Raw genomic sequence first — 20000 nt, 5'->3', positions numbered from 1 at the left:
AGATTCCGATTTTCCACCAGGTTAATGATGCGTCCGTTGGCCTCGATCATCGGGCGAGTCGGTTGATTGCTGTCAGTGAAAATGACTTTTCCAATCGTCCCATCACTCAACTCAACCAATGTTCCTGCAGCAAAATCGGTTATCCTTTTGACGAAGGTATGCACGATATGGGGATCTAACTTCCCAAAGCTGTCTTGCAGCAGTTGTTCTGCTACTACATATGAAGATTTCCCCTTCTGGTATATGCGATTGGAGCACATCGCATGATAAACGTCTGCGACAGCTACAATCTTGCTATACAGGTGAAGCTTTGCTCCCGGCAACCCCAGAGGATACCCTGAGCCGTCTTCTCGCTCATGGTGCTGCAAGGCTGCCAAGGCCACTCCTTCACTTAGACCTGGGGAAGCTTTAATCAATTGATAGCCGTACACCGTATGCTTTTTCATCTCTTCAAACTCTTCCGGTGTCAATTTGCCCGGCTTTTGCAAAATTCTTCTGTCAATCCTTGTTTTGCCGATGTCCAGCAAAGTTCCAGCTAGAGCCACCTGCATCCATTCTTTTTCCGGCACTTTGATCCATCTGCCAATCATATAGGAAATCAAACCGACCGCAATGGAATGTTCATACGCATAGCTGTCTACCCGCGAAATACGATGCAGAGACAGAAGAAACTCGGGCTGATCCTGTACCTGTTGAAGCAGAGGAGTCACTACTTCACGCACTTCCATGACAGGGATATTCTGTCCGCCCTGCACCCGGATCACCAGGTTTTTAAACGTTGAAACTGCCTTCGCAAACGAGGTATGGAAAGGGAGCTGCTCTTTCTCTTTCGTTCCACCGGTAACAACCTTGCTTGTGGCTGAATCACTTCGGTTCTCGTCAGCAGCAGAAGTTTTCGGTTCATCCGTATCCTCTATCACTACCCGATCGACCATAAAGGCCTGGAGAACCTCTACCTCTTTTTCATACAGAGTCGTCCCCTTTACAAAGAGAATCCCTCCCAGCATGGTATGGACATCCTCCGCCAAGGTCGCTCCGGCAATCGTACTTTTTACCTCTATGATGGGCAAGGTTCCCACCCTCCGAATCTTCATTTGTTACTGATATAGTACTCTTTTCCCATTTTGTTGACAACATGAAACCCAATTCAAGGAAAAAAGACAGTGCCAAACAAAAAAGAAGGGGGATCTGCCCATGACAGAACTCCCTTCCCTAATTTATCAGTATACAAGCGATCGTCTATTCTTGATCACCGTTTTGGCCGTCATCTTCCGCAGCCGGACCCGACTGTTCGTCGTTGTTCACCGGCTCAAGCTCATCTGACTCGGTTTCCAGCCTGTCGTTCGGCTCCTCATCGTCATCACTCGGAGGAACCTTGGCGACTGAACCTACCTGTTCATTTTCAGACAGACGGATCAGCTTGACACCTTGCGTATAGCGGCCCATGACAGAAATGCCCTTCATTTCCGTGCGGATAATGATCCCCGAGGTGGTGATGATCATCAGATCCTCTTCCGGCTCGACGACTTTCAGGCCAACGACGTGCCCGCTCCGCTCGGTTACATTGTGCGTCTTGATTCCCTTGCCGCCGCGAGACTGAATCCGGTACTCTTCTACCGGGGTCCGCTTTCCGTAGCCATTCGCCGTGACAATCAATACTTCCGCATTCGGCTTGATAACGTCCATATCGATTACGTCATCGTCATCATCAAGCGAAATCCCTTTTACCCCGGTGGCGCTGCGGCCCATCGTCCGTACGTCGCTTTCCTTGAAGCGGACCGACATCCCGTTGCGGGTACCCATGATGATTTCCTGATTGCCGTCTGTGAGGCGCACGGCGATCAGCTCGTCATCCTCGCGAAGATTGACGGCAAACAGACCGCCCCTTCGGATGTTGGCATAAGCTGCCAGCTCGGTCTTTTTGATAATCCCCTTCTTCGTTCCGAAGAACAGGTACCTGTCTTCGCTGAACTCTTTTACCGGGATGACCGCACTGACCCGCTCCCCTTTTTCGATCTGAATCAGGTTGATGATCGGAGTGCCTTTGGCTGTACGGTTGAGATCCGGGATTTCGTAGCCCTTCAACCGGTACACCTTGCCCTTGCTGGTAAAGAACATGATGTGGTCGTGCGAATTCGTGATATACAGATGCTCGACAAAGTCGTTATCCTTGGTGCCGATTCCCTGGATACCGCGACCGCCCCGCTTCTGCGCACGGTAGGTAGTCACCGGCAAACGCTTGATGTACCCATCATGCGTCAGCGTGATCACCACATCCTCTTCCGGAATCAGGTCGGCATCCTCGATGCTTTCCTCGTCAAAGGTAATGACCGTACGGCGCTCGTCGCCAAACTTCTCTTTGATCTCCTCAAGCTCTTCGCGGACAATCGCGTAGATCTTGTTTTCATCGGCGAGAATAGAGCGCAGCTCGGCGATTTTTGCCAGGAGCTCCTGGTATTCGTTCTCGATTTTTTCCCGCTCCAACCCGGTCAAGCGCTGCAGGCGCATGTCCAGAATGGCTTGAGCCTGCTCATAGCTTAGACCGTAACGGTTCATCAAGCCGTCACGCGCTTCTTCGGTCGTTTGCGAAGAGCGAATCAGGCTGATGATCTCATCGATATGATCGAGCGCGATCCGCAAGCCCTCTAAAATATGGGCCCGCTCTTCCGCTTGCTTCAGATCGTACTCGGTCCGTCTGCGGATGATTTCCCGCTGATGCTGGAGATAGTAGTACAGCATATCCCGCAAATTCAGAACGCGGGGACGATTGTCGACCAGAGCCAGCATGTTCACGCCGAAGGTGCTCTGCATCTGCGTATGCTTGAACAGATTGTTCAAGACAACCTTCGGTACCACGTCGCGGCGCAATTCGATCACGATCCGCATACCTTTGCGATCAGACTCGTCACGCAGATCCGTAATGCCCTCCAGTTTCTTTTCGCGAACGAGCTCGGCAATCTTCTCGACGAGCCTTGCCTTATTCACCTGGTAAGGAAGCTCGGTCACGATGATGCGCGGCTTTCCTTTTTCTTCCTCAATCATGGTTTTGGCACGCATGATAATCGAACCGCGGCCAGTTTCATAAGCCCGGCGGATGCCGCTGTAGCCCAAAATTTCACCCGCTGTAGGGAAGTCAGGCCCTTTGATGATCTTCATCAGATCCTGCAGGGTAATATCGGGGTTGTCGATCATGGCAACAACGCCATCGATGACTTCTACCAGGTTATGCGGTGGAATATTGGTCGCCATCCCAACGGCAATACCTGCAGAGCCGTTCACCATCAGGTTGGGAAAACGGGATGGAAGTACGACAGGCTCTTCTTTCCGCCCGTCGTAGTTGGGAGTGAAATTGACTGTTTCTTTATCGATATCTCGCAGCAATTCAAGCGCCAGCTTGGACATGCGGGATTCGGTATAACGCATGGCAGCCGCAGGGTCCCCGTCCACAGAACCGAAGTTGCCCTGTCCCTCAACCAAGAGGTAGCGCATGTTGAAATCCTGAGCCATCCGGACCATTGTTTCATAGATGGCGCTGTCACCGTGAGGATGGTAGTTGGCCATTACTTCACCGACGACGTTTGCCGACTTTCGGAACGCTTTGTCCGGAGTCAATCCCATGTCGTGCATGGCATACAAAATACGCCGGTGAACCGGCTTCAGCCCGTCGCGAACATCTGGCAACGCACGGCTCACAATTACACTCATCGCGTAGCTAATGAACGATTCTTTCATCTCATGACTAATGTCAACTTTAGGAAACCGAGCTGTTTCTTCAGCCATAAAGAGTAAACCTCCAACTGGTTATCGCAATACGTCATTATACCATATTCGGACGGTCCTCGTCCAAAGTCTCGCAAAAAGCGCAACCAGGCTGTTTCTCAAGATGGATGAATGTCGGCTTTCTCCTTGCTCTCCACCCGTCGCCATACATACACAGAGTAGATCACCAAGAAGAGAATCACGAACAATGTGGAGAAGCGATACATGTGGGCAAAGCCCGTTGTTTTCGCCACCGCGCCCAGCACCATCGCCCCCATCCCGATGCCGAGATCAAAGGCGGAAAAGAAAGTCCCGTTCGCTGCACCGCGCCTGCCCGGCTCCACTCTGTTGATCGTCCATGCCTGCAGCGAAGGCTGAACAGCACCGAAACCGGCACCGAACAAAACGGCTGCAAGCGCCAGCCCGACAGCCGATGTGCTGAAGGAAAGAACTGCAAGTCCGATGCCCGCGATCAATGCACCAGGAATCAGCACCCAGACGTGTCCCTTTTGGTCAAACAGCTTCCCGGCAAAGGGGCGAACCAGCATCAGGGAAACGGCATTGAACAGGAAAAACAGCCCCACATTGGCGATGTGGACCTCTTGGCCAAACAAGGTGATGAAGCTGACGATACCGCCGTAGGTAACGCCAAACAGCAGGGCTAGCAGAGAGGGGAACAGGGCCTTTTTCTCTACCAATCCGCTCACCGCAGAATGGGCAGGTGCGGAAGCCGCCGGTTTTTCAGCTTTGATAGGCTCACTGACCTTCACAAACTTGGACATCAGCAGGGCAGCCACCGTAAGCAGCGCGGAGATGGCAAACAACCATCCGTATCCGCTGGATTCAACCAGCCACAGTCCAAACATCGGTCCCAGAGCCATGGCGAGATTGCCGAACATCCCGAAGTACCCCATCCCTTCTCCCCGCCGCTGGGCCGGAATCAGGTCGGATGCGATCGTTCCATAGGTCGTCGTAGCAATGCCCCAGCCGATGCCGTGGATAAATCTGACCACGAGGACAAGTGCTACTGTCGTCATCCAGTAATAGCCGGAGACGGACAGGAAAAAAATCGCCAGTCCCACTACGAGTATGGGCATTCTTCCGATGGAATCGAGCGCTTTTCCAGCGAAGGGGCGGATCAGAAGCGCCGAAATGGTAAAAATGCTGATCACCAATCCGACGTCCACCTGGTCACCGCCGCGCTCCGTAACAAAAAGCGGAAGGGTGGGAATCAGCATTTGAAAGGCGATAAACAACAAAAAGTTGGATAGCGCCAGGAGTATAAAGTTTCTCGTCCAAAGGGACTCTGTTTCTGTCATGACTTTCTCCCCTTCCTGCATTGCCGAAACAAACGTAACAAGCAAACTTCCTATACATTATGCTTTTAAAAGTTTTTTAATGTCAACATGCAAACTTTACTCACGGTCCAGCTCCCGCAATTGTTTCAAAGTTTCCCGGTAAGCCCTCTCCATTTCCTCCTTCTCGGCTTGTTCCAGCTTTGGCGACGACAGACGGCCGATCAAATCGGTCAGTCTCGTTTCCAACACCATCCGCTCTTCCTCCCGCCCTCGTTTTGGCTTGTTTTTCCGTTCCAGATATTCTTGATAGGTTCCGGAAAAAAGTGTGAGCTTTTCTTCGTCAAGACAGAGAACAGCATCGGCTAGCCGTTGGATGAATTTGCGGTCGTGGGAGGCGAACAGGATCGTTCCGGGAAACTCCAGCAGGATCCGCTCCAGCTCTTCCTGCGTAGGAATATCGAGAAAGTTGGTTGGCTCATCCAGCAGCAAAACATTGTAGTCGCCGAGGAAAACCTTCGCCAGTGCGGTCTTGACTCGTTCACCACCACTTAAAACCGATACCGTTTTGTGAATTTCATCGTTTGTAAACAACATCCGGGCCAGTGCCGTGCGAATCGTTGTGTCCGAGTGGCGACTGCTTTCCCTGACGTTATTCCAAATGCTCTTGTTCTCATCAAGAATGGATAGGCTCTGGCTGAAGTACCCGACTCTGCTGCTCGGAGATACAGATATTCCGTCCGCCTGGCTGTATATCATGGAGAGGAGCGTCGATTTTCCGCAGCCGTTTCCCCCAATGATGGCTACCTTTTGGCCGGGGCGGACGGAGAAGGAAAGCTGTTCAAACAGCGTTTTCCCTTCTACACGCCTGGTAACCTTCCCGACCTGGATGACCGTTCGTCCATGCTGTTCTCCGTAGTGATTTACATCAAATCTGACGCTTGGCAGCTCCTTCGGCTTTTCCTTTTTTTCCAGCCTGGCCAGACGGCTCTCCATGGCGAGAGCGGCTTTCTCCACCTTTTCCCGTTTGCCATTTGCTTTTCTTTTGTGCAGGCGGGCCTCAGAGTTTCCCATTCGCTTCGGAGCCTTTCTGATCTCGCTGGCCCGTTGCTTTGTCTCCGTAAACGCTTGAGTCAGCCGCTCCTTTTCTTTGCGGTATTCCTCGTACTCAAACCACTCCCGTTCGCGCTTTTTTTCCTTCTGCTCGCGATAGTCGGAGTAATTCCCCTTGTACTCGCTTATCTTGCCGTCTTCCACTTCCCAAATAAGGGTGCATATCGTGTCAAGCAATTCGCGGTCGTGCGAAATCAGGATTACGGCTCCATCGTAAGCGAGCAAGGACTCCTCAAGCTGGCGAATCCCGGTCATGTCGAGATGGCTCGTCGGTTCATCCGCAAAAAGAAGCGGAGCTTGCTGTTCCAATGCAGCGGCAATTTTTAGCCGAACCGTCTCGCCCCCGCTCATTTGCGAATGAATATGAGAGATGCCCCACATGCGTCTGGCGTGCCCGGTTGTTTCCGCCGCTTCTTCCCCCTGATCGATCTGCTGAATCAAGGCGGTCGAGCCGTACCAGTTGACTTGGCCTGCATCCGGCTGCGTAAGCCCTGCAAGCACATGCATCAACGTGCTTTTTCCGACGCCGTTTTGACCGACGATGCCGATCCTGTCTCCGTAGAATACCTCCAGTTTTTTTGCTTCAAAAATCACTCTGTCGCCAAAGCTTTTTTCAATCTGACGCGCTTCCAGCAGTAGCATAAAAAAATTCCTCCTTTGCTGCCTTTGGATTGGTTCCTGCCTGGTTGGAAAGCAAGACTTTCTTCCGAACCAGGCAAACAAAAAAGAGACGCCGAAACATACCGACGTCTCCTCTGGGAAAAACGAACGCCGCCGCTTGCGCTCGCCTCTTTCATGCAGCTATAAAAAAGAGCGCTCGCAATACGGCGCTCCGTTTTTTCCAATACAAACGCTCCCGTCATGCCGGAAGCCCGCTCCAGATGACTGGAAATAGAAAAAAGGCACCGGCATATCGGTACCTTTCGTATCGCGTTTGTCTGCCGCGTTGCAAGCATGGCAAAAAGCAAGGTTATAGAGCACCCGATATGTTTTCGTTACTATGCAGTTGAGCTGTATTCGTAACGAAAACTACTTTCAATGGACTGCCCTCCGGTTCTGACCACAGTAATGAATACCTTACTTTATCAGTATAGCTTACATCTTTCCCCAAAACAAGAAAAGACAAGCATCTATTGCTTATTTTTTGCAAAAGCAGGGACGCTCCCGTAGGTGAAGAGCCGCCACAGCCATTCCATCGGCCCCATCGCAAACCGGGCCATCCGCCAGCAGCTTTCGGCCGGTTGCACGAATATGCTCGATGTAGATGGCGATGCAATTCAACATGGTTTGTACGTATCCGACTTTGGACTGAAGAGCAAACAGATTGGCAATGGCCACAATGAGCGCCGTTCCTTACGCCTCATGCGAGCAGTTATCACAGCTTGACGATTCCTTCGAGACTGCTGTTTTGAATCGTAGATTTGGCGTCTACCACTAATCGGATGGCTATGAGAACCATATGAATAACCCGTTTCATAAAATGTTCTCCCCTTTCTTGCTGTCGTTTCTGACTTCATTGTAAGGGGAACGGGAAAGGGCCGCTATCGAATTGTCTTTCAGATTGCTTACATTGTCGTAAGGCAGAAAAACGGTGTAGGATCATGACATTTTTACTGTCAAAGAGGAAATACACTGCTCAAGCTAAAGAAAACAGCTTCTCTTGGCCAAACAATTTTCCTGCAAAGAACACAACAAATAAATATTGAAATAACCATATGATTATATTAGTATCTGAATCAGAAGAGGTATTGGAGGAGAATGATGGACACGAAACAGGTAGTAGCCATGTTAAAGGCTTTAGCAGACCCTACAAGGCTAAAAATTATTGCCTTATTGCAAACTCGCAGCTGCTGCGTATGTGAGCTTGTACCGATCTTTGGCATATCCCAACCAGCGATTTCCAAGCACATGAGCCGCCTGAAAAGTGTGGACCTTGTCATCGAGTCAAGAAAAGGCCAATGGGTATTTTACACTCTCAATAAAGCACGCTTGGAACAAGTAGCGCATGCACTCGGTAACCTGCCTGATTACTCCGAAGAATTTTCAAAGTTGGAGCAGCAGGGGTTATTGGTTACCTGTGAATAGGAAGGACTGAATTAAATCATGTTCGCTATCTGGAGTGCCTTTCTGATTTTTGCTTTGACATTAATTTTTGTAATTTGGCAGCCAAAGGGGCTTAACATTGGCTGGTCTGCTGCCGGAGGAGCCCTCCTGGCCTTGCTGTGCGGCGTTGTCAGCTTTGCGGATGTTGTCGCCGTCACCGGTATCGTGTGGAATGCCACATTGGCCTTTGTAGCCATTATTTTCATATCGCTGCTCCTGGATGAAATCGGCTTCTTTGAGTGGTCCGCTCTGCATATGGCCCGTCTGGCAAAAGGGAACGGGCGACTCATGTTCATCTATGTCGTGTTGCTCGGAGCCGCAGTAGCCGCTTTCTTTGCCAATGACGGAGCTGCTCTCATTTTGACCCCCATTGTTCTGGCGCAAGTCAGAGCATTGAAGTTTCCTGACAAGATGGTCCTGCCCTTTGTCATGGCTAGCGGTTTTATCGCAGATACGACATCTCTGCCGCTGATCGTCAGCAACCTGGTTAACATTGTATCTGCCGACTACTTTGACATCGGTTTTGTCGAATACGCTTCCCGTATGATCATTCCGAATTTCTTTGCCCTTGGAGCCAGCTTGCTTGTCTTGTATTGGTATTTCAAAAAAGATATTCCCCGACAATACGATTTGTCACAACTGAAAAAGCCGCATGAAGCCATAAGAGACAAACGGCTGTTCCGGCTATCCTGGGTGATTTTAACGCTTTTGCTCGTTGGTTACTTGATGAACGAGCTTCTGGCTGTTCCCGTATCGATTACAGCAGGACTTGCAGCCGTGATCTTTCTCCTGATCTCACGAAGAAGTAAAGTCATCGCCACCAAACGAATCATAAAAGAGGCTCCCTGGTCGATTGTCATTTTCTCAATCGGGATGTATGTCGTCGTGTATGGGTTGCGTAATGCGGGATTGACTGACATGCTCAGCGATGTCATCCAGAAAATCTCTGATCAAGGGCTCCTGGCTGCCACAATCGGCATGGGCTTTTTATCTGCCTTCCTGTCTTCGATCATGAACAACATGCCTACTGTCATGATCGATGCTCTCGCTATTCAGGGGACGCAAACATCCGGGATAATTCGGGAAGCACTGGTGTACGCAAACGTAATTGGTTCCGACCTCGGTCCAAAGATTACGCCGATCGGTTCGCTCGCCACTTTGCTCTGGCTCCACGTGCTTTCCCGGAAAGGAGTTGCGATCAGTTGGGGGCAGTATTTCAAAACCGGGATTGTCTTGACGATTCCCACATTGTTCATCACACTGCTGGGCTTGTATCTATGGCTGCAGATCATTTCGTAATGAAAACCAACTTTTCATCCATGAAAGGAATGGCGATGTCATGCAGAAAAAACCGTTGATTTACTTCCTTTGCACGGGAAATTCTTGCCGCAGCCAAATGGCTGAAGGCTTTATGAGATCACTTGGCGGAGACCGTTATGAGGTAAAAAGCGCAGGTCTGGAAGCCCATGGACTAAACCCGCTTGCGGTACGTGTAATGAAAGAAGACAATGTAGATATTCGTTCGCATACGTCCGATGTGATTGATCCCGATACGCTTGCCCGCGCCGACTACGTGATTACGCTTTGCGGCCATGCCGATGAGCATTGCCCGGCGGTTCCCGGCAATAGCGCAGTAAAATGGCATTGGGGCTTTGATGATCCGGCTAAAGCCAGCGGCACGGAAGAAGATATAATCAATCGTTTCCGCGTTGTACGTGATTCTATTAAAAGTCGGATTGAACAGTTTTTGAAGGAAGGCAAATAACGAAAGCATAACAAAAAGCTTGCCCCCGAGAGAGAGCCCTGCAAAAGTCCACCTAATATCTGTAAACCGTAACCCTAGTGCCCTTAGGTACTGGGGTTTCAATTATCGAGAATGTAGCTGTAGTGGGGAGAAGCATGTTTCCGATCTGCGCTCCGGTCTACGTCCTGCAAGGATGTGAAACTGTCCGCTCCACAGCGATCCCGGGGGAAGCGCAAAACGGCGCGCAGCTCCGAAGGTTACTCATGGATTGCGCTTCTGTCTCCCCGGGCTTCGCTGTTCCGCTCGGCTGGACTCCGCTAGTCGCTCCGCCTGGAAACATGCTTCTCCTCCGAAACAGTAGGTTTTCAACAGGCTGAAACCCAGTGCCGCTTCGACACCGGGTTTTGATGTACAATAAAAAGAAAACGAAAGAGTTGGAACCATTGCTACAGCCCTCTAAACAAATCACGGCATCCTTCCATGCCGAATTATATAAACTGATTCCCGTGGATCACCCATTATGTAAAATCAATGAAATCGTCGATTTCACGTTCATTCATGAATTGGTTCGTTCTTCTTATTGTGAGCATTACGGAAGACCAGCTAACGAGCCGGAGCTCCTGTTTCGCTTGCTGTTTTTACAGGTTCTCTACAATCTTTCGGATGAACGCATCATTCAGGAAACGCAGGTAAACCTCGCTTATAAGTGGTTTTTAGGTTTAAATCCAGAAGATACCCTTCCTGACCCCTCTCAGTTATCCCGCTTTCGTAATCATCGGTTAGGAGCCGGAGCCGTAGACGAGGTACTCAAATCGGTTGTACGTCAGTGCATCGAAAAAGGACTTGTGAAATCAAAGACGATCATCGTGGATTCCACTTATACACTGGCAGCTTCGCCAAAACAAAAGCCTCTTGAAGTACTGCGAGATGCGGCGAAGCGCTTATTCCGTATTGTGGTGAAAAAGCATCCAAAACTTGAAAAGAAACTCCCGAGGTTACCGGAGTTGAAGAAGGATCAAGAGGGTGCCGAGAAGATCATGCTTCACTACTTGGCGGAACTTGGAGAGACAGTCGAGACTTTGTTACCCGATCATGAGGGTTCCATCTCGGAGAAGATCAAGGTCGCCAAGGCCATCGTGGAAGATGAGCGTCTGCTGGCCAATAAAGGCATTATGTCGGCCATTGATCCAGATGCCCGCTTTGGATGGAAGAGCAATACGAAATCCTTTTTTGGCTACAAAGAGCATATTGCCATGACGGATGAAGAAATCATTACGGCTGTGGAGGTCACCGGAGGAAGTACGGATGACGGAAAACAATTCAAAGAACTTTTGAACCAATCGCTTGACGTGGGAATAGAAGTACAAGAAGTGATTGCTGACACCGCATATTCGGGTAAAGATAACTTGGCCGAGATGAAATCCAAGGGGATTAAACCTGTCGTCCCGCTAAACCCCGTCGTACATAATGGGGGACTGAAGCAAGAGGGCTTTGAGTACAACAAGGATGCAGACTTTGTTATTTGTCCGGCAGGACAACATAGTATCCGAAAGGCTGTCCAAGGCAGCAAGCAGAGTGGCAAAAGTCGTTCTCTCGTTTTTTACTTCGATACGGAGAAATGTAAGACATGCCCACTTAGGGAAGGCTGTTTCAAACCAGGAGCAAAGAGCAAGACCTACTCCATCCGGATCGTGGCGGAACCCTACAAGGCGCAAATCGAGTTTGAAAACAGCGATACGTTCAAAGAACGTATTCAGGCTGTCGAGAAACCCCACAATATGTTGGAGTTTCTTCTTTCATAACAATAAAATTGAGCACGAAGTGCTGGAAGTCTTAGATAGCACCACACCTAACATGCCTTTGCAAGGTGGAGTGCTATCTTTTTTATATTTTGAACGGTTGCTGTCAGCAACGCTTGCTCTTGGACATTTTCACGTCCGCGCAACCTACAATAGCGAAGTCCATGCAGTTCTTTGGCATCTGCAAAACTTCGCTCTATCGTTTGGTATCTCAACCTGTATAGGTATTTTCCTGACTTACTTAAGCGGTTCTGTCGAACCCATTCTTTACTCTCTTCCCATACATGCCTGGTTATCACCTTTTGGTGATTTTTTGACCGTGTACACATAGTGAGCATCGGACATGCCTTACATATTTCTTTATTTGACTTATACATTCTGTATCCGTTACGGTCAGTTGTCGAATAAGCAAGCTCATGTTTTTGGGGGCAAATATAGACATTCTTTTCGGGATCATATTTAAACCGCCATTTGGCGATAAGGCCTTTAACAGGTGAAAAAGCTCGATGGCCAATGACGGCAAAGATATTTAGATCGTGCAGAGCCTTGCAGATTGGAGTAGTTAAATAGCCAGCATCCAATGCAACGGCTTCAATGGTATCTGTAAACCCAAACTTCTCAATTTGGTGTTGTAGCCGATCTACATAAGGAACAGAATCATGAACGTTACCCGCAGTCACGTGTACATCAGTTATGATATTGTACTTATGATCGACTGTCCGATGATCGAGATAGAAAAAGCCTTCAGGCTTTCCGTCACGAACCATGTAACCACTGTCCGGATCAGTAGTACTCACCTTGATTTCCTTTTCTTCCTTCACATCCTCTCTAGGCTTCAATCCTTTTTTCCGTGTGCTTCACGGTCTTCATTAATGGCTGCTTCTAAATCACTAAGGTAGGCTCGACTAGATTTTTCAATAACATGCTTCTTAAATTTACGTTTGTTCGCATTTGCTTTCAGATGAGTGGAATCACTTATCAAAACACGTCCGCCAACCATGCGATGTTGGATAGCAAGGCGAACGATTTCATCAAAAATCTCTTGGAAAACATTTGTGTTTTTAAAACGAGTTCGACGATTCCAACTGATGGTAGTGTGGTCTGGAACTCGATCTGTTAGTGAAAGGCCAAGAAACCAGCGGTAAGCAATATTCGTCTGAATTTCCTTTTCGAGTTGTCTTTCTGACCGGATACCGTAAAGGTATCCAATGAAAATCATTTTAAATAAAACCACCGGATCAATGGCTGGTCTACCGTTATCTTCACAATAGTATTGGCGTACTTTTTCTCGGATGAAAGAGAAGTCTACATGCTTTTGAATAACTCGTAGCAAATGGTCCTCCGGGACCAACTCATCAAGGCATACAAATTCATATTGCATTTGTTGCTTTTTTTCATTAGAGGAAAGCACAATAATCACCCGCCAGTAAATGTAATTACAAGAATATTATAACACATTAACGCGGTGTCGTCATAAAATACAGGGAAATAAAAATGGCTGTCGACTTTCTCGACAGCCTGGATACGTTCAAAGAACGTATTCGTCGCAGACCGATTATTGAGCACAAAAATGCTGAATTAAAAAGGTATCATGGGATGACCAAGGCCAAGTACCGTGGTCTCTTTCGTATGCGAATACAGGCAATACTTACGGCTTTCGTCGTAAATGTAAAACGGATGATAAAATTGGCAGAAAAAATGCAGCCCGTCTCTTAAAGGAGAATGGACTGCATTTTTCGTTAAAGTCCTTTTTTGTAAAAAAAAATACTGTGCGTTACCCGATCCGCAAACCTCAACAGAGGTATTTTGCAGGACTCTCCCGAGAGGACAAGCTTTTCTTAATTCTCTTCCAGACAGTTTTGAGAGAAAGTATTCCTAAATATCCAAATCCCGCACATTCGCCGCATACTGTTCAATAAATTCGCGACGCGGCTCTACTTCGTCGCCCATCAGCGTCTGGAACACCAGATCGGCCTCCATCGCATCATCCAGGTCTACCTGCAGCAGGGTGCGAACTGCAGGGTCCATGGTTGTTTCCCACAGCTGCTCTGCGTTCATCTCACCCAATCCTTTGTAGCGCTGAATGTTTGGCTTAGGCGTAGTTTTCAGCGAAGCGAGGATTTCATCACGCTGTTGATCTGTATAGGCATAGTGAATTTGTTTACCCTGCTTGATGCTGTAGAGCGGCGGCTGAGCGATGTAAATATAGCCGGACTCGATCAATTGCCGCATGTAACGGTAGAAGAACGTCAAGAGCAGTGTCCGAATATGGGAACCGTCGACGTCGGCATCCGTCATGATGACCACTTTGTGATAGCGCGCTTTGGAAATGTCAAAGTCTTCACCTACACCCGTTCCGAGCGCAGTGATGATCGTCCGGATCTCATTGTTTCCGAGAATTTTGTCCAGACGGGCTTTCTCTACGTTCAAAACCTTACCGCGCAGCGGCAGAATGGCCTGAAAATGACGGTCCCGCCCCATTTTGGCAGAGCCGCCCGCGGAGTCACCCTCAACGATAAACAGCTCGGACTCGGAAGCATCCTTGGACGAACAGTCGGCCAATTTACCCGGCAATGCGCTCACTTCCAGCGCGCTCTTGCGCCGGGTCAGCTCGCGTGCTTTCCGTGCTGCTTCACGCGCACGCGCAGCCATCAGAGCCTTTTCCACGACCTTCTTGGCGACGCCTGGGTTCTCCTCCATGAAGGTGCTGAACCGATCGCCAAAGACCGACTCGGTAATACTGCGGGCCTCTGAGTTGCCCAGCTTCGTCTTCGTCTGACCCTCGAACTGCGGCTCGGGAATTTTCACCGAAATAATCGCGGTAATCCCCTCGCGCACGTCGTCGCCAGACAGGTTCGGATCTTTTTCCTTCAGGAAGTTGAACTTCCGGCTGTAATCATTGATCACGCGGGTGAGCGCAGTCTTGAAGCCGGATTCATGGGTTCCGCCCTCATGCGTATTGATATTGTTGGCAAAGGAGTAGATGTTGCTGACATAGCTGTCGTTGTACTGCAGGGCGACCTCTACCACCAGGCCATCCTTCTCTCCCTCGCAGTAAATCACTTCCTCGTGCAGAGGTTCCCGGTTTTTATTCAGGTACTCCACAAACTGGATAATGCCGCCCTCATAGTGGAACGTTTCTTCTTTTTCCCGCTCCGGACGCAGGTCCTTCAGCGTAATTTTCAGTCCTTTGTTCAGGAAGGCGAGCTCGCGAATCCGCTTTTGCAGCACTTCGTACTCGTATTCGGTCGTTTCGGTAAAAATCGTCGGGTCGGCCTTGAAGGTCACCTTTGTCCCGGTCTCTTCGGTCTCTCCGACCACGGCCAGATCGGCCTCGGGAACCCCTACATTGAACCGCATGAAATGAATTTTGCCGTTCTGCTTTACCTCTACTTCCATCCACTCGGAAAGAGCGTTCACGACGGAGCTGCCGACACCGTGCAGACCGCCGGATACTTTGTACCCGCCGCCGCCGAACTTACCGCCGGCGTGAAGAACCGTCAAAACCGTCTCTACCGTTGATTTCCCCGTCTTCTCATGAATGCCCGTAGGAATCCCGCGGCCGTTATCCGTTACAGAGACGGAATTATCAGGATGGATCTCGACGAGAATGCTGTCGCAATACCCGGCAAGCGCCTCGTCAATGGCGTTGTCCACAATCTCCCATACGAGGTGGTGCAGCCCGCGGCTGCTGGTAGAGCCGATATACATCCCCGGACGCTTCCGAACAGCTTCCAAGCCTTCCAAAACCTGAATCTGACTGGCATCATAGTTTGTATTATCTTTCGTCGTCACTTGATCCACTACTAGTCAACTCCTCCACTTCAGCTTGTACAAAGGAAACCTGATCCAAGCTGTCCACGAACTGAGCGCGTCGCTTCAGCGTCAGGGAAGAAATAGGCGAACAATAAATGGCATCTGTGGTGATGACGTATGATTTCGTCTCTTCTTGGTCTGAGTCAACGACCATCTTCTTTTTCTCTTGCAAAAACGCCTTGTTGTTCTTAGACGATTTTACAGTCTGATGATCCAAGATTGAGATGACATCCTTGGTGCTCACAACAGTATCTCCACCAATGTGTATAAACATGCCTGTTCCCTCTACCTTTCCCCGGAGATTTCCCCTTCCCGCACATAAAAACGAGAGGCTTGCTGGAGAACCTGATGTTTTAAGCCTTCCACACCTGTGGTGCTTACAAACGTCTGAACCCGATCTTGAATGGTTTCCAACAGCAAGGTTTGCCGATGTTCATCCAATTCGGAGAGCACATCGTCCAGCAAGAGGACCGGATACTCTCCCACTTCTTCCTTGATCAATTCGATTTCGGCCAATTTAATAGACAGCGCACTCGTACGCTGCTGTCCTTGGGAGCCGTATGTTTGCACATCCATGTCGTTTACTTTCAAGGTAAAATCGTCCCGGTGCGGGCCAATCATCGTGCTTCCCCGCGCCAGTTCCCGGTCAAAGACCTCTTCATAAGCTGCCAATAGCATATCCACCGCCTGTTCTGGAGTTTGCTCCTCCGTGACTGGCGAAGAATTTACGTAGTGCAGCGAGAGGATCTCTCTTTTGCCGGTAATGCCGCTGTGAATGTCTTTGGCCCACGCTTCCAGCTTGCGGAGAAACTCAAAGCGCTTCCGCAACAATTTTACCGCTAATTCCGCCAATTGAATATTCCAAATCCCCAGCATCTCCTTCGACCGGCTTTTTTTCATCGCCATGTCCTTCAACAGTTGATTGCGCTGGGCCAATACTTTGTTGTAATTGCTCAAATAATACAGATACGTCGGAGACACCTGGCCGATTTCCATATCGATAAATCGGCGTCGTTGGGCAGGCGCTCCCTTGACGATCGCCAAATCCTCGGGAGCAAACATGACCACATTCAGGGCTCCAACGTATGCACTCAGCTTTTGCTGCTCCATCCCATTAATTTTGGCCCTCTTTCCCTTTCCCGTCAACTGCAGTTCCAAGCGAACCGATCCGTAGCGACGCTCGACATCACTACGGATCGATGCAAAATCGGCTCCCCAGCCAATCAATTCCTTGTCTCTGGGGGTGCGGTGCGACTTGGCCAGAGCCAGTACGTAGATAGACTCCAGTACATTGGTCTTGCCCTGCGCATTGTTGCCGATAAACAGCTGGATGGGACTGTCAAACGAAAGAGAGAGCTGCCCGTAATTGCGAAAATGGGTAAGCGAAAGGTTCTTGATAAACAAGAATAGCGCTCTCCTCTCAGCGGCGAGTCACTTTGTAGCGGCCGTGTCCCTCGACGTCAATTTCGTCTCCGGGATAGAGCTTTCGGCCGCGACGATTTTCTTCTTCGCCGTTTACCTGAATGGGAACCTCTGCTAGAAACGCTTTCGCCATTCCTCCGGTATCAATGAGATCGGCCAGCTTGAGAAACTGGCCAAGAGCAATGTATTCAGTCTGAATGGAAACCTCACGCATGGATAGGCCTCCTTTCTGTTTGGCTGCTAGTAGGTTCGAACCGGCAGGATGAGGTGCAGCGTCCATTCGTGATCTGTCGGGCGAAGGACAAACGGACTCATCGGACCGGTAAAGCATGCTTTGATCTCGCTGCTGTCGATAGAACGAAGCGCATCGATCATGTACTTGGCATTGAACGATATTTTCAGCTCTTCGCCATCCATCGCTTTTGGCATGACGATCTCCGTCACCTTGCCGATTTCCGGAGCGTTGGACGTAATTTCCACGCTGCCGTCAGGAAGTGTAACGAGGCGAACCACGTTGGACTTTCCTTCGCGGCTGAGCAAGGAAGCGCGTTCAATCGACTGCAGGAATTCTTTTGTGCTCACGGTAACTTCCGTCTTGCTGCTTTGCGGAATGATGCGGGCCGTATCCGGATAGGTCCCTTCCAGCAGACGGGAGTAAAACAGGATATGCTTTGATTTTACCAGTATCTGGTTGTCCGACACAACGATATCCACAGGATTCTGGTCCTCATCCAATATCTTTACCAATTCGTTGCAGCTTTTTCCCGGAACGACCACATTGGTAAAGGAAAGCTCCTCTGGACATTCTACCATAGCTGTGCGGCTGGCGAGTCGGTGGCTGTCCGTTGCCACAAATTTCAGCTGTCCTCCATCCAAAGACCACATCAGGCCAGTGAGGATCGGACGCATTTCCGATGTAGACACGGCAAAAACCGTTTGCCGGATCATCGATTTCAACAAATCGCCGGGAACGCTGAATACTTTATCTTCTTCCAGTTGCGGCAATTGCGGAAACTCGTTTGCATCCATGCCGTTAATCGTAAATTCAGCTTGTCCGGAACGAATCTGGGTCACGAGTCTATCATCTACCTGGATCTGAATCTCGCTGTTTGGCAGCTTGCGGACAATTTCACTAAAAATACGAGCTGTCAGAACAATGCTGCCTGGCTGATGAACGGTGACTCCCCACTCATCTGCTTCTTCGGTCGGAATCAAAACCTCGATGGATACATCAGAGTCGCTGGCAGTCAGCGTCAGTCCCTCCTGATCCGCTTTCATTTTGATCCCTGTCAAGATCGGAATAGTCGTTCTGCTGGAAACCGCCTTGCTGACGTGCGAAACGGCATTGGACAGTTTGTCGCGTTGAACGGTAATGTGCATCAACGTGAACCTCCCTTGTTCGTTCCATCTGTGTAATAAGCCTCAGGCATATTTGCCGGCGCCTATTCATATATCTATTAGGATAAATCTTTTAACAGAAGTAGTAATAGGGCTTGTGGATTTGTGGATATCTATGAATAGCGACGTAAAAGATAGCCTATACACATGTGGGTAAGTTGTGTATAGGCTTTTCGTGTTATTCACAGGTTAATGGTTTGCTTTCAATTTTTCAATCAAAGACTGAATCGTTACTTGCATCTGCGGATCGGTCGCCAGTGCCCGCGAGATTTTCTCATGGGCGTGGATGACGGTCGTATGGTCGCGGCCGCCAAATTCGTCGCCGATCTTCGGCAAGGAAGCGTCCGTCAGCTCGCGGGACAAATACATCGCGATCTGCCGCGGAAATGCCACAGACTTGGTGCGTTTTTTGGCCTTGAAATCTTCCAGCTTGAGATTGAACTCTTCCCCGACGGCACGTTGAATGTCGATGATGGTGATGACTCGCGGACGGGAAGACGGAATGATGTCTTTGAGCGCTTCCGCCGCCAATTGTGTATCGATATCGCGATTGATCAGGGACGAATAGGCGACTACGCGGATGAGTGCACCTTCCAATTCGCGAATGTTGCTGTCGATTTGATTGGCGATGTAAATCATCACTTCATTGGGAATGTCGAGGTTTTCGGCTTTTGCCTTCTTTCTGAGAATGGCAATCCTCGTCTCCAGATCAGGCGGCTGGATATCGGTAATCAAGCCCCACTCGAACCGGGAGCGGAGGCGATCCTCCAGAGTCGGAATCTCCTTGGGGGGACGGTCGGAGGAAATGACGATTTGCTTGCTTTCCTCGTGCAGCGCATTGAAGGTATGGAAGAACTCCTCCTGCGTCTGTTCCTTGCCCGCCAAAAATTGAATATCGTCGATCAAAAGCACGTCTACACTTCGATATTTATTGCGAAACTCTACCGTTTTGTTGTCCCGGATCGAGTTGATAAATTCGTTGGTAAACTTTTCAGACGACAAATAAACGACTTTCGCAGAGGGATTATGCTGAATCACATAATGGCCGATCGCATGCATCAAGTGGGTCTTGCCGAGTCCAACTCCTCCGTAAATAAACAATGGATTGTACGCTTTCGCAGGCGCTTCCGCCACAGCAAGAGAAGCCGCATGTGCAAAGCGGTTTCCTGAACCGATCACGAATGTGTCAAAGGTGTATTTCGGGTTCAGTATGCTCGGGGGCTGGTCGTCACCATTGCTGGGAGGTGCGGATACATTTACGCGGGGAGCCGGCTGTTCATCGGCGAAAGCGGCATCGGGATTTTGCATGGCTACGAATTTTACCTTCATATTGACGCCTGTTACCTCATAGAGTGTATCAGTGATCAATTGAGAGTAACGGGTTTCCAGCCAATCGCGGGCAAAGTCGTTGGGTGCGACGACAATCAGCGCATCCTCTTCCAATGTGGTCGCCTTGGTCGCCTTCAGCCAGGTATCGAAGCTTGGTTTACTGAGCGATTTTTCTATCTTGGCAAGTACTTTGCGCCAAAGCTCGCTAATCGCTGCATCCAA

16 protein-coding genes and 1 pseudogene (1 of these 17 running past the window's edge) are annotated in these 20000 nt (G+C 49.6%); 6 read left to right on the top strand and 11 right to left on the bottom strand.

Annotation, left to right across the window (positions count from 1 at the left end; genetic code table 11):
- The 4 genes from NSQ24_RS00085 to abc-f form a co-directional block, all read right to left on the bottom strand.
- Positions 1-1070, bottom strand: the 5' portion of a protein-coding gene (locus NSQ24_RS00085; RefSeq protein WP_024983196.1) for an HD-GYP domain-containing protein. Its footprint begins 40 nt before the window's first position; only the first 1070 of its 1110 coding nucleotides appear in the window; the start codon lies at positions 1068-1070; the stop codon falls past the left edge of the window.
- A 169-nt stretch (positions 1071-1239) separates the two neighbouring features.
- Entirely contained in the window at positions 1240-3780 is a 2541-nt protein-coding gene (gene gyrA, locus NSQ24_RS00080) for a DNA gyrase subunit A (RefSeq protein WP_172920204.1), read from the bottom strand.
- Between the two features lie 98 nt (positions 3781-3878).
- A complete protein-coding gene (locus tag NSQ24_RS00075; protein ID WP_085974955.1) occupies positions 3879-5078 on the bottom strand; it encodes an MFS transporter in 1200 nt (399 codons plus the stop codon).
- A 96-nt stretch (positions 5079-5174) separates the two neighbouring features.
- Positions 5175-6809 (bottom strand): ABC-F type ribosomal protection protein, encoded by a 1635-nt coding sequence (abc-f, locus tag NSQ24_RS00070; RefSeq protein WP_172920203.1) that lies wholly within the window; start codon positions 6807-6809, stop codon positions 5175-5177.
- A gap of 528 nt (positions 6810-7337) precedes the next feature.
- Between abc-f and NSQ24_RS00065 the strand changes: the two genes are divergently transcribed.
- The 5 genes from NSQ24_RS00065 (at position 7338) to NSQ24_RS00045 (ending at position 11816) form a co-directional block, all read left to right on the top strand.
- Complete coding sequence (locus NSQ24_RS00065) at positions 7338-7553, top strand: hypothetical protein (RefSeq protein ID WP_231504274.1); 216 nt, start codon at positions 7338-7340, stop codon at positions 7551-7553.
- 375 nt (positions 7554-7928) lie between these two features.
- A complete protein-coding gene (locus tag NSQ24_RS00060; RefSeq protein ID WP_024983200.1) occupies positions 7929-8252 on the top strand; it encodes a metalloregulator ArsR/SmtB family transcription factor in 324 nt (107 codons plus the stop codon).
- An 18-nt stretch (positions 8253-8270) separates the two neighbouring features.
- Positions 8271-9569 (top strand): arsenic transporter, encoded by a 1299-nt coding sequence (locus NSQ24_RS00055; protein ID WP_024983201.1) that lies wholly within the window; start codon positions 8271-8273, stop codon positions 9567-9569.
- A 40-nt stretch (positions 9570-9609) separates the two neighbouring features.
- The gene (gene arsC / locus NSQ24_RS00050) at positions 9610-10035 is read left to right on the top strand and encodes an arsenate reductase (thioredoxin) (protein ID WP_003388873.1); all 426 of its coding nucleotides are present in this window, start codon (positions 9610-9612) and stop codon (positions 10033-10035) included.
- 386 nt (positions 10036-10421) lie between these two features.
- The gene (locus tag NSQ24_RS00045; RefSeq protein ID WP_339168095.1) at positions 10422-11816 is read left to right on the top strand and encodes an IS1182 family transposase; all 1395 of its coding nucleotides are present in this window, start codon (positions 10422-10424) and stop codon (positions 11814-11816) included.
- 47 nt (positions 11817-11863) lie between these two features.
- Here the strand turns inward: NSQ24_RS00045 and NSQ24_RS00040 are convergent.
- Positions 11864-13194, bottom strand: a protein-coding gene (locus tag NSQ24_RS00040) for an IS1182 family transposase (protein ID WP_122958896.1) whose coding sequence is annotated in 2 segments (ribosomal slippage) — positions 11864-12654 and positions 12654-13194 — 1332 coding nt in all. Because the reading frame shifts where the segments join, the coding sequence is not laid out codon by codon here.
- Between the two features lie 119 nt (positions 13195-13313).
- Between NSQ24_RS00040 and NSQ24_RS00035 the strand changes: the two are divergent.
- Positions 13314-13529 (top strand): annotated as a pseudogene (locus NSQ24_RS00035) (transposase); the annotation flags it as partial.
- Positions 13530-13688: 159 nt separating this feature from the next.
- Here NSQ24_RS00035 and gyrB read toward each other — a convergent pair.
- The 6 genes from gyrB to dnaA all read right to left on the bottom strand — a co-directional run bounded on the left by gyrB (position 13689) and on the right by dnaA (position 20000).
- A complete protein-coding gene (gene gyrB, locus NSQ24_RS00030; RefSeq protein ID WP_003388872.1) occupies positions 13689-15617 on the bottom strand; it encodes a DNA topoisomerase (ATP-hydrolyzing) subunit B in 1929 nt (642 codons plus the stop codon).
- Positions 15592-15903, bottom strand: coding sequence for an extracellular matrix/biofilm biosynthesis regulator RemA family protein (locus NSQ24_RS00025; protein ID WP_003388871.1), 312 nt, complete (start codon positions 15901-15903; stop codon positions 15592-15594). Before NSQ24_RS00025 ends, gyrB begins: the two co-directional genes overlap by 26 nt.
- A gap of 11 nt (positions 15904-15914) precedes the next feature.
- A complete protein-coding gene (recF, locus tag NSQ24_RS00020) occupies positions 15915-17033 on the bottom strand; it encodes a DNA replication/repair protein RecF (RefSeq protein WP_003388870.1) in 1119 nt (372 codons plus the stop codon).
- A 16-nt stretch (positions 17034-17049) separates the two neighbouring features.
- Positions 17050-17265: a S4 domain-containing protein YaaA gene (gene yaaA / locus NSQ24_RS00015; protein ID WP_003388869.1), complete on the bottom strand. Its 216-nt coding sequence runs from the start codon at positions 17263-17265 to the stop codon at positions 17050-17052.
- A 26-nt stretch (positions 17266-17291) separates the two neighbouring features.
- The gene (gene dnaN / locus NSQ24_RS00010) at positions 17292-18431 is read right to left on the bottom strand and encodes a DNA polymerase III subunit beta (RefSeq protein WP_003388868.1); all 1140 of its coding nucleotides are present in this window, start codon (positions 18429-18431) and stop codon (positions 17292-17294) included.
- A gap of 207 nt (positions 18432-18638) precedes the next feature.
- The gene (gene dnaA, locus NSQ24_RS00005; protein WP_339166949.1) at positions 18639-20000 is read right to left on the bottom strand and encodes a chromosomal replication initiator protein DnaA; all 1362 of its coding nucleotides are present in this window, start codon (positions 19998-20000) and stop codon (positions 18639-18641) included.

Source organism: Brevibacillus sp. FSL L8-0520 (genome assembly GCF_037963895.1).
Taxonomy (GTDB): domain Bacteria; phylum Bacillota; class Bacilli; order Brevibacillales; family Brevibacillaceae; genus Brevibacillus; species Brevibacillus borstelensis.
Note: the sequence above shows the minus strand (reverse complement) of the source record. Positions and strands in the feature narration are given on the sequence as shown.